Raw genomic sequence first — 16,544 nt, forward strand, 5'->3', positions numbered from 1 at the left:
ATACCATGCGATAAAATTAATTTAGCATTGTTAAATCTAAAACCAATCATAGATTATGAAACGAATAAGTTTATCATTAGTATTTTGCGCCTCTTTATTTATTATAGGTTGTAAAAACGAAAAGAAAGAAAATGAAACAGAAAATGCTGCCGAAACAGAAATGAATTCTGAAATGGATAGCATGGAAAAAGAAGAAGAAATTAAAGAGATTACCGTGCCTTTAGAGCCTAAAAGTGGAAGTGATCTAGGTGGAGAAGTAACTTTCACTCAAGAAAATGGTGAAGTTACTATGGAAGCGACCATTACAGGTTTGGCTGAAGGAAAGCACGCAATACACATTCACCAAAAAGCAGATTGCTCTGCTGAAGATGGAACCTCTGCCGGGGGCCACTGGAACCCAACCAATGAAAAACACGGGAAATGGGGTGATGCCGAGGGCTACCACAAAGGCGATATAGGAAACTTTGAAGTTGATGCCAATGGTGAAGGAACTATTACTATGACAACCGATGAATGGTGTATAGGTTGTGAAGACGATAACAAAAATATTGTTGGAAAAGCGATTATTGTACACGATGGTGTAGACGATTTTACTTCTCAACCTTCTGGAGCTGCAGGAACCAGAGTTGGATGTGGAGTTATAAAAATGTAATCTTTTTCACATAATTTTTAATAAAAAGCGGCAAAATGCCGCTTTTTATTTTTTTGAGGCGAGAGATTTACATACTTTTACTGGGCAAGCCACATACTACTTTATGCAACAAGATGCTTTAATTCTAGAACTTCAAAACGGTAACCAGCGTGCCTTTGAACGTATTTATCATTTGTATTCAGAAAGCACCTATGGTATTATTTATAGTATAGTTAGGGATGAGAGCATAGCTGAAGAAGTACTACAGGATGTATTCTTAAAAATTTGGGACAAAGCCCCAAGCTATAATTCTAATAAAGGCCGGTTTTTCACCTGGATTCTTAATATTGCCCGAAATGCTGCCATAGATAAGATAAGGTCTAAAAGTTTTAAGAACAATCAACAAAACCTTACGTCTGATAATTTCGTAGATATATTAGAGGCAAAAACAAATTTCTCTGAAGCAGTAGATGCTATAGGCCTAAAAAAGTATGTTAAAGCTTTAAAACCGGTTTGTAAGAAATTAATAGATTATCTTTTTTTTAAGGGATATACACAAAAAGAAACTTCAGAAGAATTAGATATGCCACTGGGTACGGTAAAAACCCGTAATAGAATTTGTATCGATAAGTTAAGAGCAATGGTTATTAAGTAATGGATATTAAAAAGTACATATCATCTGGAATCCTGGAACTCTATGTTTATGGCGCGCTTTCTGAAAAAGAAAGTCGGGAGGTAAGCCGTGTGCTTAAAAAATACCCGGAAGTTAAAACCGAAGTAGAGGAGATTGAAAAAGCTCTACTCAATTTATCGGCTGCTACTGCACCTAATAATGCAGAACATTTAATTACCAGTATAAAAGATAAATTAACCGGAACATCTGCAAAAACTACTCCTGAAAGACCAGTTAGAACCATAAGTTGGATTACCTATTCCGGTTGGGCAGCTAGTTTATTATTACTTATAGGACTTTTTACCTTCTTTAACCGTACCAATAATTTAAGAGAAGAATTACGTACAGCACAAGCCAGAAATGTGCAAATGGAAGAGCAAATTGCCAATGCCAGGGAGAATGCAAAAGATGCTGAGGAATTACTGGCAATTATTAGGGATAAAAATGTACAGCGCATCCCATTAAGGGGGCAGGAAGTAGCTCCGGAAGCTTATGCCTCGGTATATTGGAACACCCGTGATAATACCGCTTATATAGATGCAAAAGACCTTCCTGAACCACCAAGAGGAAAAGTTTACCAGGTATGGTCCCTCACCATGCAACCACTTACCCCTACCAGTATAGGTTTACTGGCAGATTTTAAAGCCGATGACAATAAAGTTTTTAGTCTTGAAAACCAAAACCAGTCTGAAGCATTTGGAATTACTTTAGAACCTGAAGGTGGTAGTGAGACTCCAACTATGGATCAGCTATATGTTTTAGGTACCGTAGCCGCTCCATAAATAAACATCTTATTATTTATTAAAAAGGAGACTAAGCCCTTAGTGAAAACTAAACTAGCAACACTTTCTAGAAATAGAACATTGATAAACAAAAAGCCAGTATCTCTTAATTCTAATTCATAAAAAATAAAGGCCTGCTGTAAACATACAGCAAACCCTTACTTAACCAACCAAAAAAAATTCAAGAAAACCGGGGCTAGTAGCAAATTAGATTTGAATTACCCCACTGTCTAAAGATATATACGTAAAAACACAGCTTTGGGTTTTGTTTACTTAGATTTTAACACTGTTATTTAAGAAATCCAGTTTTTAAAATCTCGCACACGCTCCCTACTTACGATTAGTTGAAACTCTTTAAAAGTTTTCAGCTTAATCTCTAATCGACTATTGGTATAGCTAATAATATCTTCTATACAGTTAATATTAACGATAGATTTTCTATTAATTCTAAAGAAATTTTCAGGATCTAGTTCGTTTTCCAGATTTTCTAGCGAGAGTTCTACCGGATAATTCCTTCCGGTATTAGTAGTTAGGTAAGAAGTCTTATTTTCTGAATAAAAACAACAAATATCTTCGGTATTTATAATCTTTAAATGCTGGCCCACCTGAATCGTAAAACGAGATTTATAATCTGGCTTTGTTCCTGTTTCCAGGATTTTCTTGAAAGCATCAAAATCTATTTTTGGTGAATTTTGCAGATAATTTTCTCTAAACTTGGTTACAGCATTGATCAATTCTTCCTCATCTATAGGCTTCAACAAATAATCTACGCTGTTCAGTTTAAAGGCTTTTAGTGCATATTCATCATAGGCTGTGGTAAAAATAACGGCACTATTTATTGTTACTTCTTCAAAAATTTCAAAAGAGATGCCATCGCTTAATTGGATATCTAAAAAAACCAGGTCTGGTGCAGTATTTTCCTTAAACCAGGCAATTCCTTCATTCACCGAATGCAACATCACGTTTACTTCTAAACCGATTTTATTTAGCATTCTTTGCAAACGCCGGGCAGCAGGTTTTTCGTCTTCTACAATTACTATTTTCATTACTCCCAACGCTGCTTTTCTTCTTTTTCCATGTATTCCCTTACTTTCCGTTCTTCCCATTTCTTTCCAAAAATAAAATTAGGTCCGAAAACACTGGCCCAATGAGCAAACAATCCTATCCCCCAAAAGAATATGGTGCTATAATTTGATAAATTAGATAAGCCACTTATAAATCCTTCACCCTGAGTGGTGACAACAAAAATGGCGATATTTACAAACAGATAAATTATCAGATGAACATAAAAGCCTTTAATATCCTTTACCCTTTTTTGAGCTGATTTATAACTAAAATTCTCTTTATAATTAGTTCTCATTATTCCCAGGATTTTGTTTTTAGTTTATCTTTATCCATTATTTCCTGAATCTTGCGCTCTTCCCACTCTGAACCATATCCAAATACAGAGAACCCATGAATTGTTAGCCCAATCCCCCATCCAAATAACGGAAACCAGAACCATTGGAAGCCCCAGTATGTGCTATAATTTATAAAAATTAAAAATGGGATTACCACGCAATAAGAGATCAAATTCCCATAAAATTCTTTCATCTCTTTTACTCTTTGCTTTGCTTTAAAATAAGCATTTTCCTTATCGATTTCGTTTGTTTCCATAATTGATATTTGTTTGGTTAACACAGGAATTTTTACCCTAAAAATTTCTTCAGTTTGATTTATTAATACTTTTCTTTGCGTAATTTCATTGTACCTATTTACAATATTTTGTAGGCCCACGCCTTTTCTATTACTCAGTATTTCTTTCTTCTGATAATTGTTCTCGACTATAAGAAATTCGTCTTGTTCATAAATTTTTATTTTCAGAGGGCGGTTTTCACTTACAATATTATGCTTAATGGTATTTTCCAATAGTAGCTGAAGGGAAAGAGGCACCACCTTGGCTTCTTCATTGGAAATTTTTTCGGGTATTTCAAATTCAATACTGTTTTCGAAACGCATTTTCAATAATTTCATATACGTAGTGGCAAATTTTAATTCTTCCTCGAGACTCACTAACTCTTTATTTTTTTGCTCCAGAACATATCGATAAATTTTAGACAAGCCGGTTGTAAATCGTTGCGCCTGATCTGGATTTTCATCTATAAGTGAAGCCAGCACATTGAGACTATTGAATAAAAAATGCGGATCTAATTGATTTTTAAGTGCATCAAATTTGGCTGAAGCAGCCCCGGCAATAATTTTCTGTTCTTTAACCTTTTTTTCCTGTAAAGCCTTATAGAAATATATAAGATGGAAAAACAGGGAAATAATGGTGGTAAAAAGTAGCGGAAACAGGTAATTATTTATTCTCTCATTTGTCCAAAACTCCTGTAATGGGATTCCGTTATAAACCACGTAATGCAAAACCCGGCAAAAGAAATAACCAATTAAGGTTAAAATAATAGACCCCAAGGCTCCAAACAGGACTTTTTTTAAAGTGGCTTCTTCCCAGGTTATTTTTTCACCAAACCACCAAAAGTAAAGTCCGTTAATTAAAGTGAGTATAAAGCTGTATGTAAAGAAGATAAACCAGACTTCTAAATTCCGGAATTTCTCGAATTCAAAACCGCCAAAAATTAATTCTAAACAGATAATAAATACCGCAACCCCAAGACTTATTTTTAATATTTTCAGAATAAACTTCATCTATTTTTAAATTAGAACACTAAAATGGGTTAAAGCAATTTATACTACTAATTATTATTTCTGAATTGTAAAAAAACGAACCTGAACTGTCATTTCTTTAGAATCGATTTAAACTGTTAATCAAAAAACATGGTTTACATATTTCTTAACATATAAATCAATAATTTAGGACTTCAACCAATACCTAAATTATGAATATTTTTGAAGCTTTACGACAGGAGCATGAAATACAGCGACATCTTGTTGCCAAGTTAGTAGAAACCCACGGCGATACCCAAGAGCGTAAAAAGATTTTTGAACAATTAAAACACGAGTTAAAGATTCATGCAGATGCCGAAGAAAGGCATTTTTATATTCCTTTAATAAAAAAAGACCTTACCCAGGAAAAAGCCAGACACAGTGTAGCTGAACATCACGAGATGGATGAGCTTATAGAACAACTGGAAGACACAGAGATGGATGCTTCCAACTGGCTTAAAATCGCAAAAGAATTGGAGCATAAGGTAATTCATCATTTAGATGAAGAAGAACAGGAAGTTTTTCAAATGGCCGGAAAAGCGCTAACCGATAACCAAAAGCTTTCCCTTGCCGAAGATTACAATAAAGAAATTAAGAAAATGAGATAATTGAAAAGGCCAATTAATAAGCTTTCGGAATAAATTAAATTGAGGAAAGTCAGGCTAAGGAAAAGAGATTGTTTGAAAAAGTTTATTCTCGTCAAGCTGAACTTGTTTCAGCTTCTAACATGTTCTTTAATTATCATCATATTAGATCCCCGATAAAGAATCGGGGCAGGCTCTGAAATAAATTCAGGATGACGTTTTTAAAAAATTCTCAAACAGTCTCTTTCTCTTTTTTCTTTTTATATCTCTTCTTTATCTAATTTCATTTGTTTTTCATAGCCTTTAAAAGGCCTAATAATTAGTCGGGCCGCTTTATCATAATTCCAATAATTATATAGCCAGTTAAAGAAAGTCACCAAACGATTTCTAAAGCCAATAAGAAACCAAAGGTGCACAAACATCCAGATAAACCAAGCCATAAAGCCGCCAAAAGAGCCTTTATCTAAATCTACTACTGCCCTATTTCTTCCTACCGTGGCCATAGTCCCTTTATCTTTATATTTAAAAGGTTCCAGGGTTTTACCATTCACAATATTCATAATATTAGCGGCCAGGTGTTTTCCCTGCTGAATTGCCGGCTGAGCAACCATTGGGTGCCCCTTTGGATAATCTTTGGTTTGCATTAAAGCAATATCACCTATGGCAAAAATATTTTCGTATCCTTTAATTTGATTAAAAGCGTTCACCTCATATCTATTGGCCTTTTCTACCAATGCCCCGGCCTTTAAACCTTTAACCGGTGCCCCTGTTACCCCGGCTGCCCAAATAAAAGTCTCTGTTTTTAATTTAAGATCGGTATTGGTGGTTACCAAATGCCCATCATATTCCTTTACCATAGTATTTAAATGAACTTTCACACCGAGTTCTTCCAAAAACTTATGAGCTTTCTTAGAAGATTTTTCGCTCATTGGGGGTAAAACCCTGTCCAGTCCCTCTAAAAGATGAATATTCATTTCATTAGGATTAATATCGGGATAATCGTTAGGGACAATATGGTTTTTAAGTTCGGCTATGGCACCGCTTAATTCTACCCCGGTTGGTCCGGCACCCACTAGCACAAAATTTAGCAGTGCTTTTCTTAATTCAGGATCATCGGTAATTACCGCCTGTTCCAAATTCTCCAGGATCAAACTACGAATATTTAGGGCCTGTGGAACCGTTTTCATCCACATTCCGTTTTTCTCAATACTTTCATTTCCAAAGAAATTGGTCTTAGATCCCGTTGCGATTATCAGGTAATCGTAAATTAAATCTCCAATAGAAGTTTCAATAAGGCTTTTTTCAGGATTTATAGATTTTACCTCAGCCATCCTAAAAAGGCATTTCTTGCTGTTTCGTGTAATTTTACGCATCGGGTACGCAATAGAATCGGGTTCTAAACCGGAGGTAGAAACCTGATAAAGCAAAGGTTGAAATGTATGGTAATTATGCCGATCTAGAATTACAGTTTGTACGTCCTCGCCAATCAATTTTCTTACCATGGCCATTCCTGCAAAACCGCCACCAATAATAACGACTCGAGGTAAATTTGTTCTTGGAATATTCATAAAACTTGGTTTTTCTCCAATAATTAGAGATTATAAAATACCACAATTATCGCGGTAGTGCCTTCAAATTTAAGTTTTCTGATTCTTTAGTGGAAAAAATAAAGTGTCATTAACGCGAATTTATACTTTTTTGTAACATTGCAGGTACTTGCGCTACATATAAGTTGCTAACCAATTATTGTGAACAAGGAATTAGAACATCAATTTGTAACCAACCTGGAAAGGCACCAGAATATTGCACATAAAATTTGCCGTATTTATACGAATAATCAAGATGCGCATAACGATCTTTTTCAGGAAATAACCATTCAGCTCTGGAAAGCTTACCCAAAATTTAGGAGCGAAGCAAAATTTAGTACCTGGATGTACCGGGTGGCACTTAACACTGCTATTACGTTATACCGAAAGAAAAAAAGAAGTATACCTACACAAGATTTTGATACGGTAGATTTTAAGATTAAAGCAGAAGAATATGACGATGAAACCGAGCAACAATTAAAAGTAATGTATGCCGCAATTCAGGAATTAAATGATATTGAAAAGGCACTTGTTTTTTTATATCTGGAAGATAAAAACTACAGGGACATTTCTGAAACCCTTGGTATTACTGAAGTAAATGCAAGAGTGAAGATGAATAGGGTAAAAACAAAATTAAAGAACATTTTAAATCCGTAGTGAATAATGGATGGATTGGATTTATTAAAAAAAGACTGGAAAAAACGGGAAAGCAGCTTACCCCATCTTTCCTATAACCAAATATACCAAATGCTATGGAAGCGATCTTCTTCTATAGTAAAATGGATTTTTGTAATTAGTATTATTGAATTTTTATTCTGGGCACTTATTACGGTTTTTATGGCAGACCATGAATATTGGGAGGAAATGGAGCGTATTCATCTAAAAGAATTTACCGTAGCCACCTATGTAATTAATTACGGCATTACTTTTTTCTTTATTTTTTGCTTCTATAAAAACTACCGAAAAATATCTTCTACAGATAATGCAGCTCAGTTAATGAAAAATATTTTACGAACCAGAAAAACCGTAAAGTACTATATAGGTTATATTTTGATTTCTACAGCATTAGTTGCTTTAATCTACACTTATTTTATGATGGATTATCATATTTCAAGCACTACAGTAGAAGATATCGAAAAGTACAGTTTTACTCCTTTACAATGGTTAATGTTTGCAGTAATAATGATTGGAGGACTTGCTGTGTTTCTTGGATTAATATGGCTATTTTACCGGGTTATTTATGGAATTCTACTGCGAAGATTAAATAATAACTATAAAGAATTAAAAAAATTGGAAGTGTAGATTCTCATTTAAAAGCTACTTTTATTTTACCTAATTCATATAAAAGTTGGGAGGTTTACTAAGCTTAGACCCTGAAACGAGTTCAGAATGAGATTTCTTACCAGGCCAAAGGGTTTATTTAAATCTCAGTGGATAAAATAGAAAACGGCTGTTTGAAAAAACCAAACAGCCGTTTTTATATAACTATTAAATTCTACTTACACATGAAGCGCACGATTTTCGGTAGCGGCAAGAGCAGCTTCCTTAACGGCTTCAGCATAGGTTGGATGTGCGTGGCTCATTCTGGCAATATCTTCTGCAGATGCTCTGTATTCCATTGCAACAACAGCTTCAGCAATAAGATCGGCGGTACGTGCACCAATCATATGTACGCCTAAAACCTCATCGGTTTTTTCATCGGCAAGAATTTTCACAAATCCGTCTATATCGCCACTTGCCCTGGAACGTCCAAGGGCGCGCATTGGGAATTTTCCTTCCTTATACTTCACACCTTCTTCCTTAAGTTGTTCTTCGGTTTTTCCTACTGCGGCAACTTCAGGCCAGGTATAAACAACACCCGGAATTAAATTGTAATCAATATGTGGTTTTTGTCCCGCAATAGTTTCAGCAACAAAAGTTCCTTCCTCTTCGGCCTTATGGGCCAGCATCGCACCTTTTACCACATCGCCAATAGCATAGATATTATCTACATTGGTTTGCAAGTGTTCGTTTACTTCAATTCTGCCTTTATCATCAACTTTTACTCCGGCAGCATCAGCATTTAATCCGTCGGTAAAAGGCTTACGTCCAACAGAAACAAGGCAGTAATCTGCTTTTATTTCAATTTCCTTATCCTTTTTATCATCTGCCTTTATAATAATCTCATCTCCCTTACGCTCTACCGATTTCACCTTAGTAGACGTATGGAATTTTACACCTTGCTTTTTAAGCACCTTTTGAAGCTCTTTTGAAAGCGCAGCATCCATAGTAGGAATAATTCTATCTAAAAACTCTACTACGGTAACCTCGGCTCCCAAACGACGGTAAACCTGGCCTAGTTCCAAACCAATTACACCACCGCCAATCACGACCATGTGTTTAGGAATTTCTTTTAATTTTAAAGCTTCAGTAGAAGTAATCACTCGTTCTTTATCCAACTCGATAAACGGAAGGTTAGCCGGTTTTGAGCCTGTGGCAATAATGGTTTTAGCCGCCTCAATGGTTTCGGTTTCCCCATCGTTTTTTGTAATATTGATATGGGTTTTATCCTTAAAAGAACCTACACCTTCAAAAACATCTATTTTATTTTTATCCATCAGGAACTTCACCCCATCACAAGTTTGACTTACCACTGAAGATTTACGCTCCATCATTTTCTCAAGGTTTACTTTTACCTCTCCCGGAATATCTATCCCGTGCTCTTCGAAATGTTTTACAGCATCGTGGTAATGGTGAGAAGAATCCAACAATGCTTTACTTGGAATACACCCTACGTTAAGACAGGTTCCTCCCAAAGTTGAATATTTTTCTATGATAGCAGTTTTCATTCCCAGTTGTGCGCAGCGTATAGCGGCCACATAGCCTCCGGGGCCAGAACCTATAACTGCAACATCATATTTACTCATAATTTTAATTTTTGTATTATTTTTCTAATAAAGTAAACACAAAAGTACAACTATTCAAATCAATGACCAATGAAGGAATTATACATTCTAAAATTTAGAAATCAAAGGTTTATTGCAGTTGTATTTTTTACAGGACTAATTACAAAGGTGCTTTGGGTACTGCCAATATGGTCTAAATTAGTAAGCTTTGTCACCATAAATTCCCGATAGGCTTCCATGTCTTTTACAAGAACTTTTAAAATATAATCATATTCTCCACTAACGTGATAACATTCCAAAACTTCGGTAAGTTTAGTGACCTCAGCTTCAAACTTGGTGAGATAAGACCGGGAATGCTGAATAAGTTTTATTTGGCAGAAAACCATAAAATTCTTTGCTACCTTTTGAGGAGCAACAAGCGCTACGTATTTTGAAATCACCCCCTCCCTTTCAAGTCGCTTTATACGTTCAAAAACCGCGGTAACCGAAAGCTGCAACTTGTTGGCAATTTCTTTATTAGTCATTTTACTATCCTGCTGCAGGTGTTTTAATATTTGAAGGTCTTTCTGGTCTAAATTCATTGTTGATTTATGTTGGAGCATTAATACTATAAAATCGATAGAGCTATATTTTCGCTGAAATTTATCTGGACTTTAAATGAAAAATTTTCTAAAGTATTGGAAATTTAAATTAAATATAGAATTTAATTCTAAACAACTCAATTTAAACAGTTTTATTTACTAATTATATAATTTTAAATTGATTTTAATTCTTTATAAGTATATTTTTATAGGAATTTAAAATAACATAAAGATGAAATATAAACCTGCCGATAAAATTCAGGATCTTCAATACTTTGGAGAATATGGAGGCGTAAATCCTTCTATCTCTGATTCTTCTACCTATACTTTTCTTTCAGCAAAAACCATGTTCGATACTTTTGAAGGAAATGCTGAGGGTTGTTACCTATATTCCAGGCATTCTTCACCATCAAATTTATATTTAGGCGAAGCGCTTGCCGCTATGGAGGGTACTGAAACCGCGAATGTAGCGGCTAGTGGCATGGGAGCTATCACCTCTACCCTACTTCAATTGTGCCAGGCCGGTGACCATATTGTTTCCAGCAGAACGGTATATGGTGGCACTTATGCATTCTTAAAAAATTTTATTCCGAAGTTTAATATTCAAACCTCCTTTGTAGATATTACCAATCCCGAACAGGTTGAAGCTGCCATTACCAAAGACACAAAAGTCCTGTACTGCGAATCGGTAAGCAATCCCTTGTTGGAGGTGGCCAATATTGAAGTCCTTGCTAAAATTGCCAAAAAACATAAACTGAGTTTTGTGGTAGATAATACATTTTCCCCACTTTCCATTAGTCCGAAAGAATTGGGTGCCGACGTGGTAGTACATAGCTTAACTAAATTTATAAATGGCAGCAGCGATACGGTTGGCGGAGTAACCTGCGGAACACAGGATTTCATCAATGCACTTCGCAGTGTAAATGATGGTGCAAATATGCTGTTGGGACCAACGATGGATAGTATGCGAGCTGCTTCAGTTTTAAAGAACTTAAGAACTCTACACATTAGGATTAAACAACATAGCAAAAATGCTATGTTTTTGGCTGAAAAATTTCAGGAAGATGGATTAAGAACCGTTTACCCCGGATTAAAAAGTCATCCCGGCCACGAAACCTTTAAAAAAATGATGAATCCCGATTATGGATTTGGAGGTTTATTGACCATAGATGTTGGTAGCCTTGAAAAAGCCAACGAACTAATGGAACTGATGCAAGAAAAAAACCTGGGCTATCTGGCCGTAAGCTTAGGTTTTTATAAAACACTTTTTAGTGCACCCGGAAGTTCCACTTCTTCTGAAATTCCAATAGACGAACAGGAAAAAATGGGCTTAAGCAATGGTTTAATTCGATTTTCTATTGGTTTAGACAACGATATAGAACGCACTTATAAAATGATGAAATCCTGTATGCAGGAAGTAGGCATTTTAAAATAGAACACTCACAGAAGTTACCTGAAAGTTCGAATGTACAGTTGATAATCAATGACTGTATTTTCGAACTTTTTCTTTTTTGTATATTCACAAAAAAATAAAACTTTGAAGAAACTTCTACTCCTCCTGTTTTTTATACTTTTTTGCTTTACTGCTTTTTCTCAAACCCAAAATGAGATACGACTATACTATGGATTTACCGGTAGTGATTTGTTCACAGAAGATAATCTTGATGGAGCTGCCAGTTATGATATTGAAAACACGTATGAATTTGGGTTTAGGTATTTGCTTGATGTAACCGATAATATAGCCCTGGAAACCGGGCTCAATTACTGGCGGGGAGAAGTATTAATAACCTCGGCGCCTATGCCCGGGCAAACTACGCGCACCGAAGAATTACAAACTACCTCTATACCCATTTTTGCCAACTTTCGTTTTTTAGATTATTTTTTCGTGAATGGCGGCCCCGTGATGGATTTTCAGGGATCAGAAAGTGAATCTGTAGATCCACAAGTGGGAATTGGTGTAGGCTTTGGCCTGGGTGCACAATATGCATTTAACAAGTTTAGTATTTTTATAAATCCAAACTTTAGAAGGTATGCCGTTATTCCTTTTGAAGAAGAAAGCAATCATCAAAAACTCACTTCATTTGGTGTGCAACTTGGACTGGGCTATAAATTTTAATTAAATTATAGTTTTAAGGAAAACTTGCTCATTTTCGTGTAAAATCGTAAAATTACCAGCGAAAATTAAAATTTAATTAATATAATTTCAACTAAAACCTCGTAAAAAGGTTTCATCTTATATTTCATATCTTAATGGAAAATCTGGACTCGTCTCAAACTGAACAAATTTCTACCAATAAAGAACTTGGCATTTGGCCTGCATTAATCCCTGTTTTTGCGCTTATTATTATGCTTGCTTTTAATGTTTTTGTTTTTGGCGACGACTCCTTAAGTGGCTCCAATCAATTTATCCTGTTATTGGGTGGTGCTGTAGCTGCCGTTGTTGGATATTTCAACAAGGTAAAATATGAGAAAATGATAGACGAAGTTGCCGGTAACATCCAAAGTACGGCGGGAGCTATTCTTATTCTTTTAATGGTAGGCGCCCTGGCAGGGACCTGGCTTATTTCAGGCATTATACCTACCATGATTTATTACGGTCTCCAAATATTAAATCCTACCATATTTTTAGCAGCCTGTGTAATTATTTGTGCTGTTATTTCGGTGGCTACAGGAAGTAGCTGGACCACCTCTGCAACCGTGGGTATTGCCTTAATAGGTATAGCAGAAGCTTTAGGGATTTCGGTAGGAATGACTGCCGGGGCCATTCTTTCCGGAGCTTATTTTGGAGATAAACTATCGCCTTTAAGCGACACTACAAACCTGGCACCTGCAATGGCAGGAACCGATTTGTTTACCCATATTAGGTATATGACCATAACCACAATTCCAACCATAAGCATAACCATACTTATTTTTATAATTATAGGACTTAATTTGGAAACATCAGGGACTACTGATACTTCTGCTATCCTGGCTTCAATAGAAAAATCTTTTAAAATTACTCCCTGGCTTTTCCTCGTTCCAGCCATTGTAATTGCCTTAATCGTTAAAAAAACCTCCCCTTTAATCGCTCTTTTATTGGGAACCCTCTTAGGGGCTATTGCTGCCCTACTCTTTCAACCGGGCATAGTTGCGCAAATTGCAGGCACTACAGATTTAGATTTTGTTAGTGGTTATCGTGGGGTAATGAATGCCATTACCGTAGATACTGCGGTAGAAACCGACAATAAAAACCTAAATGACCTATTTTCTTCCGGAGGGATGGCGGGAATGCTTGGAACAATCTGGTTAATTATTTGCGCTATGGTTTTTGGTGGAATTATGGAAGCCATTGGAGCGCTGGCAAGAATAAGCAGGGCGTTATTGAATTTGTTTCATACCACCTTCGGCTTATTTGCCAGTACGGTTTTTAGCTGTTTAGCCTTAAATGCAACCGCTTCAGACCAATATTTAGCTATAGTGGTTCCCGGAAAAATGTTTGCTAAAGCTTACCGCGACAAAGGCCTGGCCCCAGAAAATTTAAGTAGAGCCTTAGAAGATTCGGGAACTGTTACTTCAGTACTAATTCCCTGGAATACCTGTGGCGCATATCATAGTGGAGTTTTAGGCGTGCCTACATTAAATTATGCAGGATATGCCTTTTTTAATTATTTGAGTCCGTTTATGACTTTACTTTTTGCCGCTTTGGGTATAAAAATTAAAGAGCTAAGTCAATCAACTAAAACTCAAACTGCTTAAAATTCAACAATAATAGGGCTTAAAGGGATAAATAAGATTTAATTATTAAAAAACTAAATACGCATAAACAAAAACTATTACTAAATAGGATTTTAAAATTTGAATAACTTTTTTCTACGGAATCATTCCCTAAATTTGTACTCAAATAAGAAAAAAAGTTAAACCAATAAAAATAGAAGTAATATGTCTTTAGTAGGAAAAAAATTCCCAAATTTAAGCGTAAATGCAATGGATGAAATGGGTGACACCTTTCAATTAAACATTTTGGAAGAAGCTCAGAAAAACAAGAAAAAAGTATTGTTATTCTGGTACCCAAAAGATTTCACCTTTGTTTGCCCTACAGAATTACACGCTTTTCAAAAAGCTGCAGAAGAATTTGAGAAAAGAAATGTAATGGTGGTTGGTGCTTCTTGCGATACACCTGAAGTACATTTCGCCTGGTTAAATACTCCAAAAGACAATGGTGGGATTGAAGGCGTTAAATATCCAATTCTTGCAGATTCTAACAGAAACCTAAGTTCTCGTCTTGGTATTTTAGATATTACCGGTGAATCTTATGATGAAGAGACAGGAGATGTTACTTTAGAAGGAGACAATGTAACTTACCGCGCTACTTACCTTATTGATGAAGAAGGTAAAATTTTCCACGAAGGAGTAAACGACATGCCTCTTGGTAGAAACGTAGCTGAATTTTTAAGACTTGTAGATGCATATACGCACGTACAGGAAAAAGGTGAAGTATGTCCTGCAAACTGGGAAGAAGGTAAAGAAGCAATGAATGCCAATAGAGATGGTGTTGCTTCTTACTTAAGCTTGAATTAAAAAAAAGGGAAAGAAATTGCTATGATAAAAGAATTAGAAAAAGATAATTTAAACGAGATAGTTTCAGATAACGAAACCGTGGTGGTACAGTATATGGCCGGATGGTGTGGTAACTGCCGATTGATGAAGCCTAAGTTTAAGAAATTGGCTTCAGAAAATGAGAATGCAACGTTCTTAATGGTAGATGCCGAGAAATATCCGGAATCCAGAAAACTGGCAAAGGTAGATAACCTACCAACTTTCGCCACTTTTAAAAATGGAAGTTTCGTAAATCAGGTACAAACCAACAAATTTGAACCGCTAAAAGACCTAGTAAATGAAGTTACCAGTAATTAAACATTTAGCTCGCGAAAATGAGGCTCAAAAACTGGAGCATACCATAGAAGTTCTTGAAAGTTATTCTGAACATCGTTCAGTAAAAGACGAGGAAATGGATGTGATAGGAGAATTGATCTCAAATTTATGCGGTGCTGTAGAAGTTAAGCAAGCAATAGATGGTGGAACACCTGAAAAAGATGCCTGTAACAACTTTATGCAAAAAGTAGTGGGTTCTATAGACCGCTAAAAATCGCATTATTACTATAATTTAAAAGGGCTGTCTAAATTTAGACAGCCCTTTGTTTTTATGATAATTTTAGTAAATCCCCATGCTAGATGTTCTAAATTTAGCAAACCAATTTAATAGTAAAACCCATGTCGCAAATAACACTTAAAGGTGAAAAAATAAACACCTATGGCAACCTACCCGAAAAAGGAGAAAGAGCTCCACATTTTGAACTGGTAAAATCAGACCTTAGTACTGCTACTTTAAACGACTTTCAAGGAAAACGCGTTATTCTAAATATTTTTCCAAGTATAGATACCGGTGTATGTGCAACTTCGGTTAGAAAATTTAATGAACGTGCTACCGAGCTCAAAAATACCGTGGTTTTGTGTATCTCCCGCGATTTACCCTTTGCGCAAAAACGTTTTGTAAATGACGAAGGATTAGAAAACGTACTAAACCTATCGGATTTTAGAGATAGAAATTTCGGCAAAGACTATGGCCTTGAAATTATAGATGGCGCATTTGAAGCACTACTATCACGAGTTGTAATTGTACTAGATGAAAATGGGGTTGTGATTCACAGTCAACAAGTACCGGAAATAGGAGAAGAACCAGATTATCTTGCTGCGTTAAAAACCCTTTTATAATGCGCAATAGTTTTCTGGGCAAGAGAATAAGAGGAGGCGGTTATGCCATTAAAGGAGCCTGGTTATTATTAAAACACGAGCAAAGTATACAGGTGCAATTTGTAATTGCCATTATTATGTGTGTTGCCGGCTACTTCTTTGAAATCACTAAAACCGAATGGATGTTTCAGTTTTTAGCTATTGGTCTTATAATGACGGCAGAAGGCTTAAACTCTGCGCTTGAAGCAATGGCAGATTTTGTACACCCAGATTTCCATAATAAAATTGGCCATATTAAGGATATTGCCGCGGGAGCCGTTTTTATAGCAGCTATTACCGCGGTAATTATTGGTGCAATTATCTATTTCCCCTATATATTTTAATTT

20 protein-coding genes are annotated in these 16,544 nt (G+C 35.8%); 14 read left to right on the forward strand and 6 right to left on the reverse strand.

Features of this window, described 5'->3' with window-relative positions; all coding sequences use genetic code 11:
- Positions 1-55: 55 nt before the first annotated feature.
- The 3 genes from I6U49_RS10010 (at position 56) to I6U49_RS10020 (ending at position 2,086) form a co-directional block, all read left to right on the forward strand.
- Positions 56-652: a superoxide dismutase family protein gene (locus I6U49_RS10010; RefSeq protein WP_193710789.1), complete on the forward strand. Its 597-nt coding sequence runs from the start codon at positions 56-58 to the stop codon at positions 650-652.
- Between the two features lie 103 nt (positions 653-755).
- Entirely contained in the window at positions 756-1,286 is a 531-nt protein-coding gene (locus tag I6U49_RS10015; protein WP_193710788.1) for an RNA polymerase sigma factor, read from the forward strand.
- Positions 1,286-2,086, forward strand: coding sequence for an anti-sigma factor (locus tag I6U49_RS10020; RefSeq protein ID WP_198628570.1), 801 nt, complete (start codon positions 1,286-1,288; stop codon positions 2,084-2,086). The genes I6U49_RS10015 and I6U49_RS10020 overlap by 1 nt, the downstream gene beginning before the upstream one ends.
- Before the next feature lie 293 nt (positions 2,087-2,379).
- Here I6U49_RS10020 and I6U49_RS10025 read toward each other — a convergent pair whose 3' ends face one another.
- Genes I6U49_RS10025 through I6U49_RS10035 form a run of 3 tightly spaced genes read right to left on the reverse strand, consistent with a single transcriptional unit; the run spans position 2,380 to position 4,771 of the window.
- The gene (locus I6U49_RS10025) at positions 2,380-3,132 is read right to left on the reverse strand and encodes a LytR/AlgR family response regulator transcription factor (protein WP_198628571.1); all 753 of its coding nucleotides are present in this window, start codon (positions 3,130-3,132) and stop codon (positions 2,380-2,382) included.
- The gene (locus I6U49_RS10030; protein WP_198628572.1) at positions 3,132-3,446 is read right to left on the reverse strand and encodes a 2TM domain-containing protein; all 315 of its coding nucleotides are present in this window, start codon (positions 3,444-3,446) and stop codon (positions 3,132-3,134) included. Before I6U49_RS10030 ends, I6U49_RS10025 begins: the two co-directional genes overlap by 1 nt.
- Positions 3,446-4,771, reverse strand: coding sequence for a 2TM domain-containing protein (locus tag I6U49_RS10035; RefSeq protein WP_198628573.1), 1,326 nt, complete (start codon positions 4,769-4,771; stop codon positions 3,446-3,448). Before I6U49_RS10035 ends, I6U49_RS10030 begins: the two co-directional genes overlap by 1 nt.
- Positions 4,772-4,962: 191 nt before the next feature.
- Between I6U49_RS10035 and I6U49_RS10040 the strand changes: the two genes are divergently transcribed.
- A complete protein-coding gene (locus I6U49_RS10040) occupies positions 4,963-5,397 on the forward strand; it encodes a hemerythrin domain-containing protein (RefSeq protein WP_193710783.1) in 435 nt (144 codons plus the stop codon).
- Positions 5,398-5,633: 236 nt separating this feature from the next.
- Here the strand turns inward: I6U49_RS10040 and I6U49_RS10045 are convergent, their stop codons facing one another.
- A complete protein-coding gene (locus I6U49_RS10045; RefSeq protein ID WP_193710782.1) occupies positions 5,634-6,941 on the reverse strand; it encodes an NAD(P)/FAD-dependent oxidoreductase in 1,308 nt (435 codons plus the stop codon).
- 180 nt (positions 6,942-7,121) lie between these two features.
- Between I6U49_RS10045 and I6U49_RS10050 the strand changes: the two genes are divergently transcribed.
- A complete protein-coding gene (locus I6U49_RS10050; protein ID WP_198628574.1) occupies positions 7,122-7,616 on the forward strand; it encodes an RNA polymerase sigma factor in 495 nt (164 codons plus the stop codon).
- Between the two features lie 6 nt (positions 7,617-7,622).
- Positions 7,623-8,261 carry a hypothetical protein gene (locus tag I6U49_RS10055; protein WP_198628575.1) on the forward strand — a complete coding sequence of 213 codons (639 nt, stop codon included), beginning with the start codon at positions 7,623-7,625 and terminating at the stop codon, positions 8,259-8,261.
- A 197-nt stretch (positions 8,262-8,458) separates the two neighbouring features.
- Here the strand turns inward: I6U49_RS10055 and lpdA are convergent, their stop codons facing one another.
- Positions 8,459-9,865, reverse strand: coding sequence for a dihydrolipoyl dehydrogenase (gene lpdA / locus I6U49_RS10060; RefSeq protein WP_198628576.1), 1,407 nt, complete (start codon positions 9,863-9,865; stop codon positions 8,459-8,461).
- A gap of 101 nt (positions 9,866-9,966) precedes the next feature.
- Positions 9,967-10,425: an Lrp/AsnC family transcriptional regulator gene (locus tag I6U49_RS10065; protein ID WP_198628577.1), complete on the reverse strand. Its 459-nt coding sequence runs from the start codon at positions 10,423-10,425 to the stop codon at positions 9,967-9,969.
- Positions 10,426-10,657: 232 nt separating this feature from the next.
- Here I6U49_RS10065 and I6U49_RS10070 point away from each other — a divergent pair, with 232 nt between their 5' ends.
- From I6U49_RS10070 to I6U49_RS10105, 8 genes are all read left to right on the forward strand, one after another.
- On the forward strand, positions 10,658-11,860 hold the full coding sequence (locus I6U49_RS10070) for an aminotransferase class I/II-fold pyridoxal phosphate-dependent enzyme (protein WP_198628578.1): 1,203 nt from the start codon (positions 10,658-10,660) through the stop codon (positions 11,858-11,860).
- A gap of 102 nt (positions 11,861-11,962) precedes the next feature.
- Positions 11,963-12,541 carry an outer membrane beta-barrel protein gene (locus I6U49_RS10075; protein WP_198628579.1) on the forward strand — a complete coding sequence of 193 codons (579 nt, stop codon included), beginning with the start codon at positions 11,963-11,965 and terminating at the stop codon, positions 12,539-12,541.
- A gap of 134 nt (positions 12,542-12,675) precedes the next feature.
- Positions 12,676-14,163 carry a Na+/H+ antiporter NhaC gene (gene nhaC / locus I6U49_RS10080; RefSeq protein WP_198628580.1) on the forward strand — a complete coding sequence of 496 codons (1,488 nt, stop codon included), beginning with the start codon at positions 12,676-12,678 and terminating at the stop codon, positions 14,161-14,163.
- A 183-nt stretch (positions 14,164-14,346) separates the two neighbouring features.
- Positions 14,347-14,985: a peroxiredoxin gene (locus tag I6U49_RS10085; protein WP_193710774.1), complete on the forward strand. Its 639-nt coding sequence runs from the start codon at positions 14,347-14,349 to the stop codon at positions 14,983-14,985.
- A 21-nt stretch (positions 14,986-15,006) separates the two neighbouring features.
- Complete coding sequence (locus tag I6U49_RS10090; RefSeq protein WP_198628581.1) at positions 15,007-15,321, forward strand: thioredoxin family protein; 315 nt, start codon at positions 15,007-15,009, stop codon at positions 15,319-15,321.
- Positions 15,302-15,550 (forward strand): DUF6952 family protein, encoded by a 249-nt coding sequence (locus I6U49_RS10095; RefSeq protein WP_193710772.1) that lies wholly within the window; start codon positions 15,302-15,304, stop codon positions 15,548-15,550. Before I6U49_RS10090 ends, I6U49_RS10095 begins: the two co-directional genes overlap by 20 nt.
- 128 nt (positions 15,551-15,678) lie before the next feature.
- Positions 15,679-16,179 carry a thiol peroxidase gene (gene tpx, locus I6U49_RS10100; protein ID WP_198628582.1) on the forward strand — a complete coding sequence of 167 codons (501 nt, stop codon included), beginning with the start codon at positions 15,679-15,681 and terminating at the stop codon, positions 16,177-16,179.
- Entirely contained in the window at positions 16,179-16,541 is a 363-nt protein-coding gene (locus I6U49_RS10105; RefSeq protein WP_198628583.1) for a diacylglycerol kinase, read from the forward strand. Before tpx ends, I6U49_RS10105 begins: the two co-directional genes overlap by 1 nt.
- Positions 16,542-16,544 lie beyond the last annotated feature (3 nt).

It is taken from the genome of Salegentibacter maritimus, from assembly GCF_016236915.1.
Classification (GTDB): Bacteria; Bacteroidota; Bacteroidia; order Flavobacteriales; family Flavobacteriaceae; genus Salegentibacter; species Salegentibacter maritimus.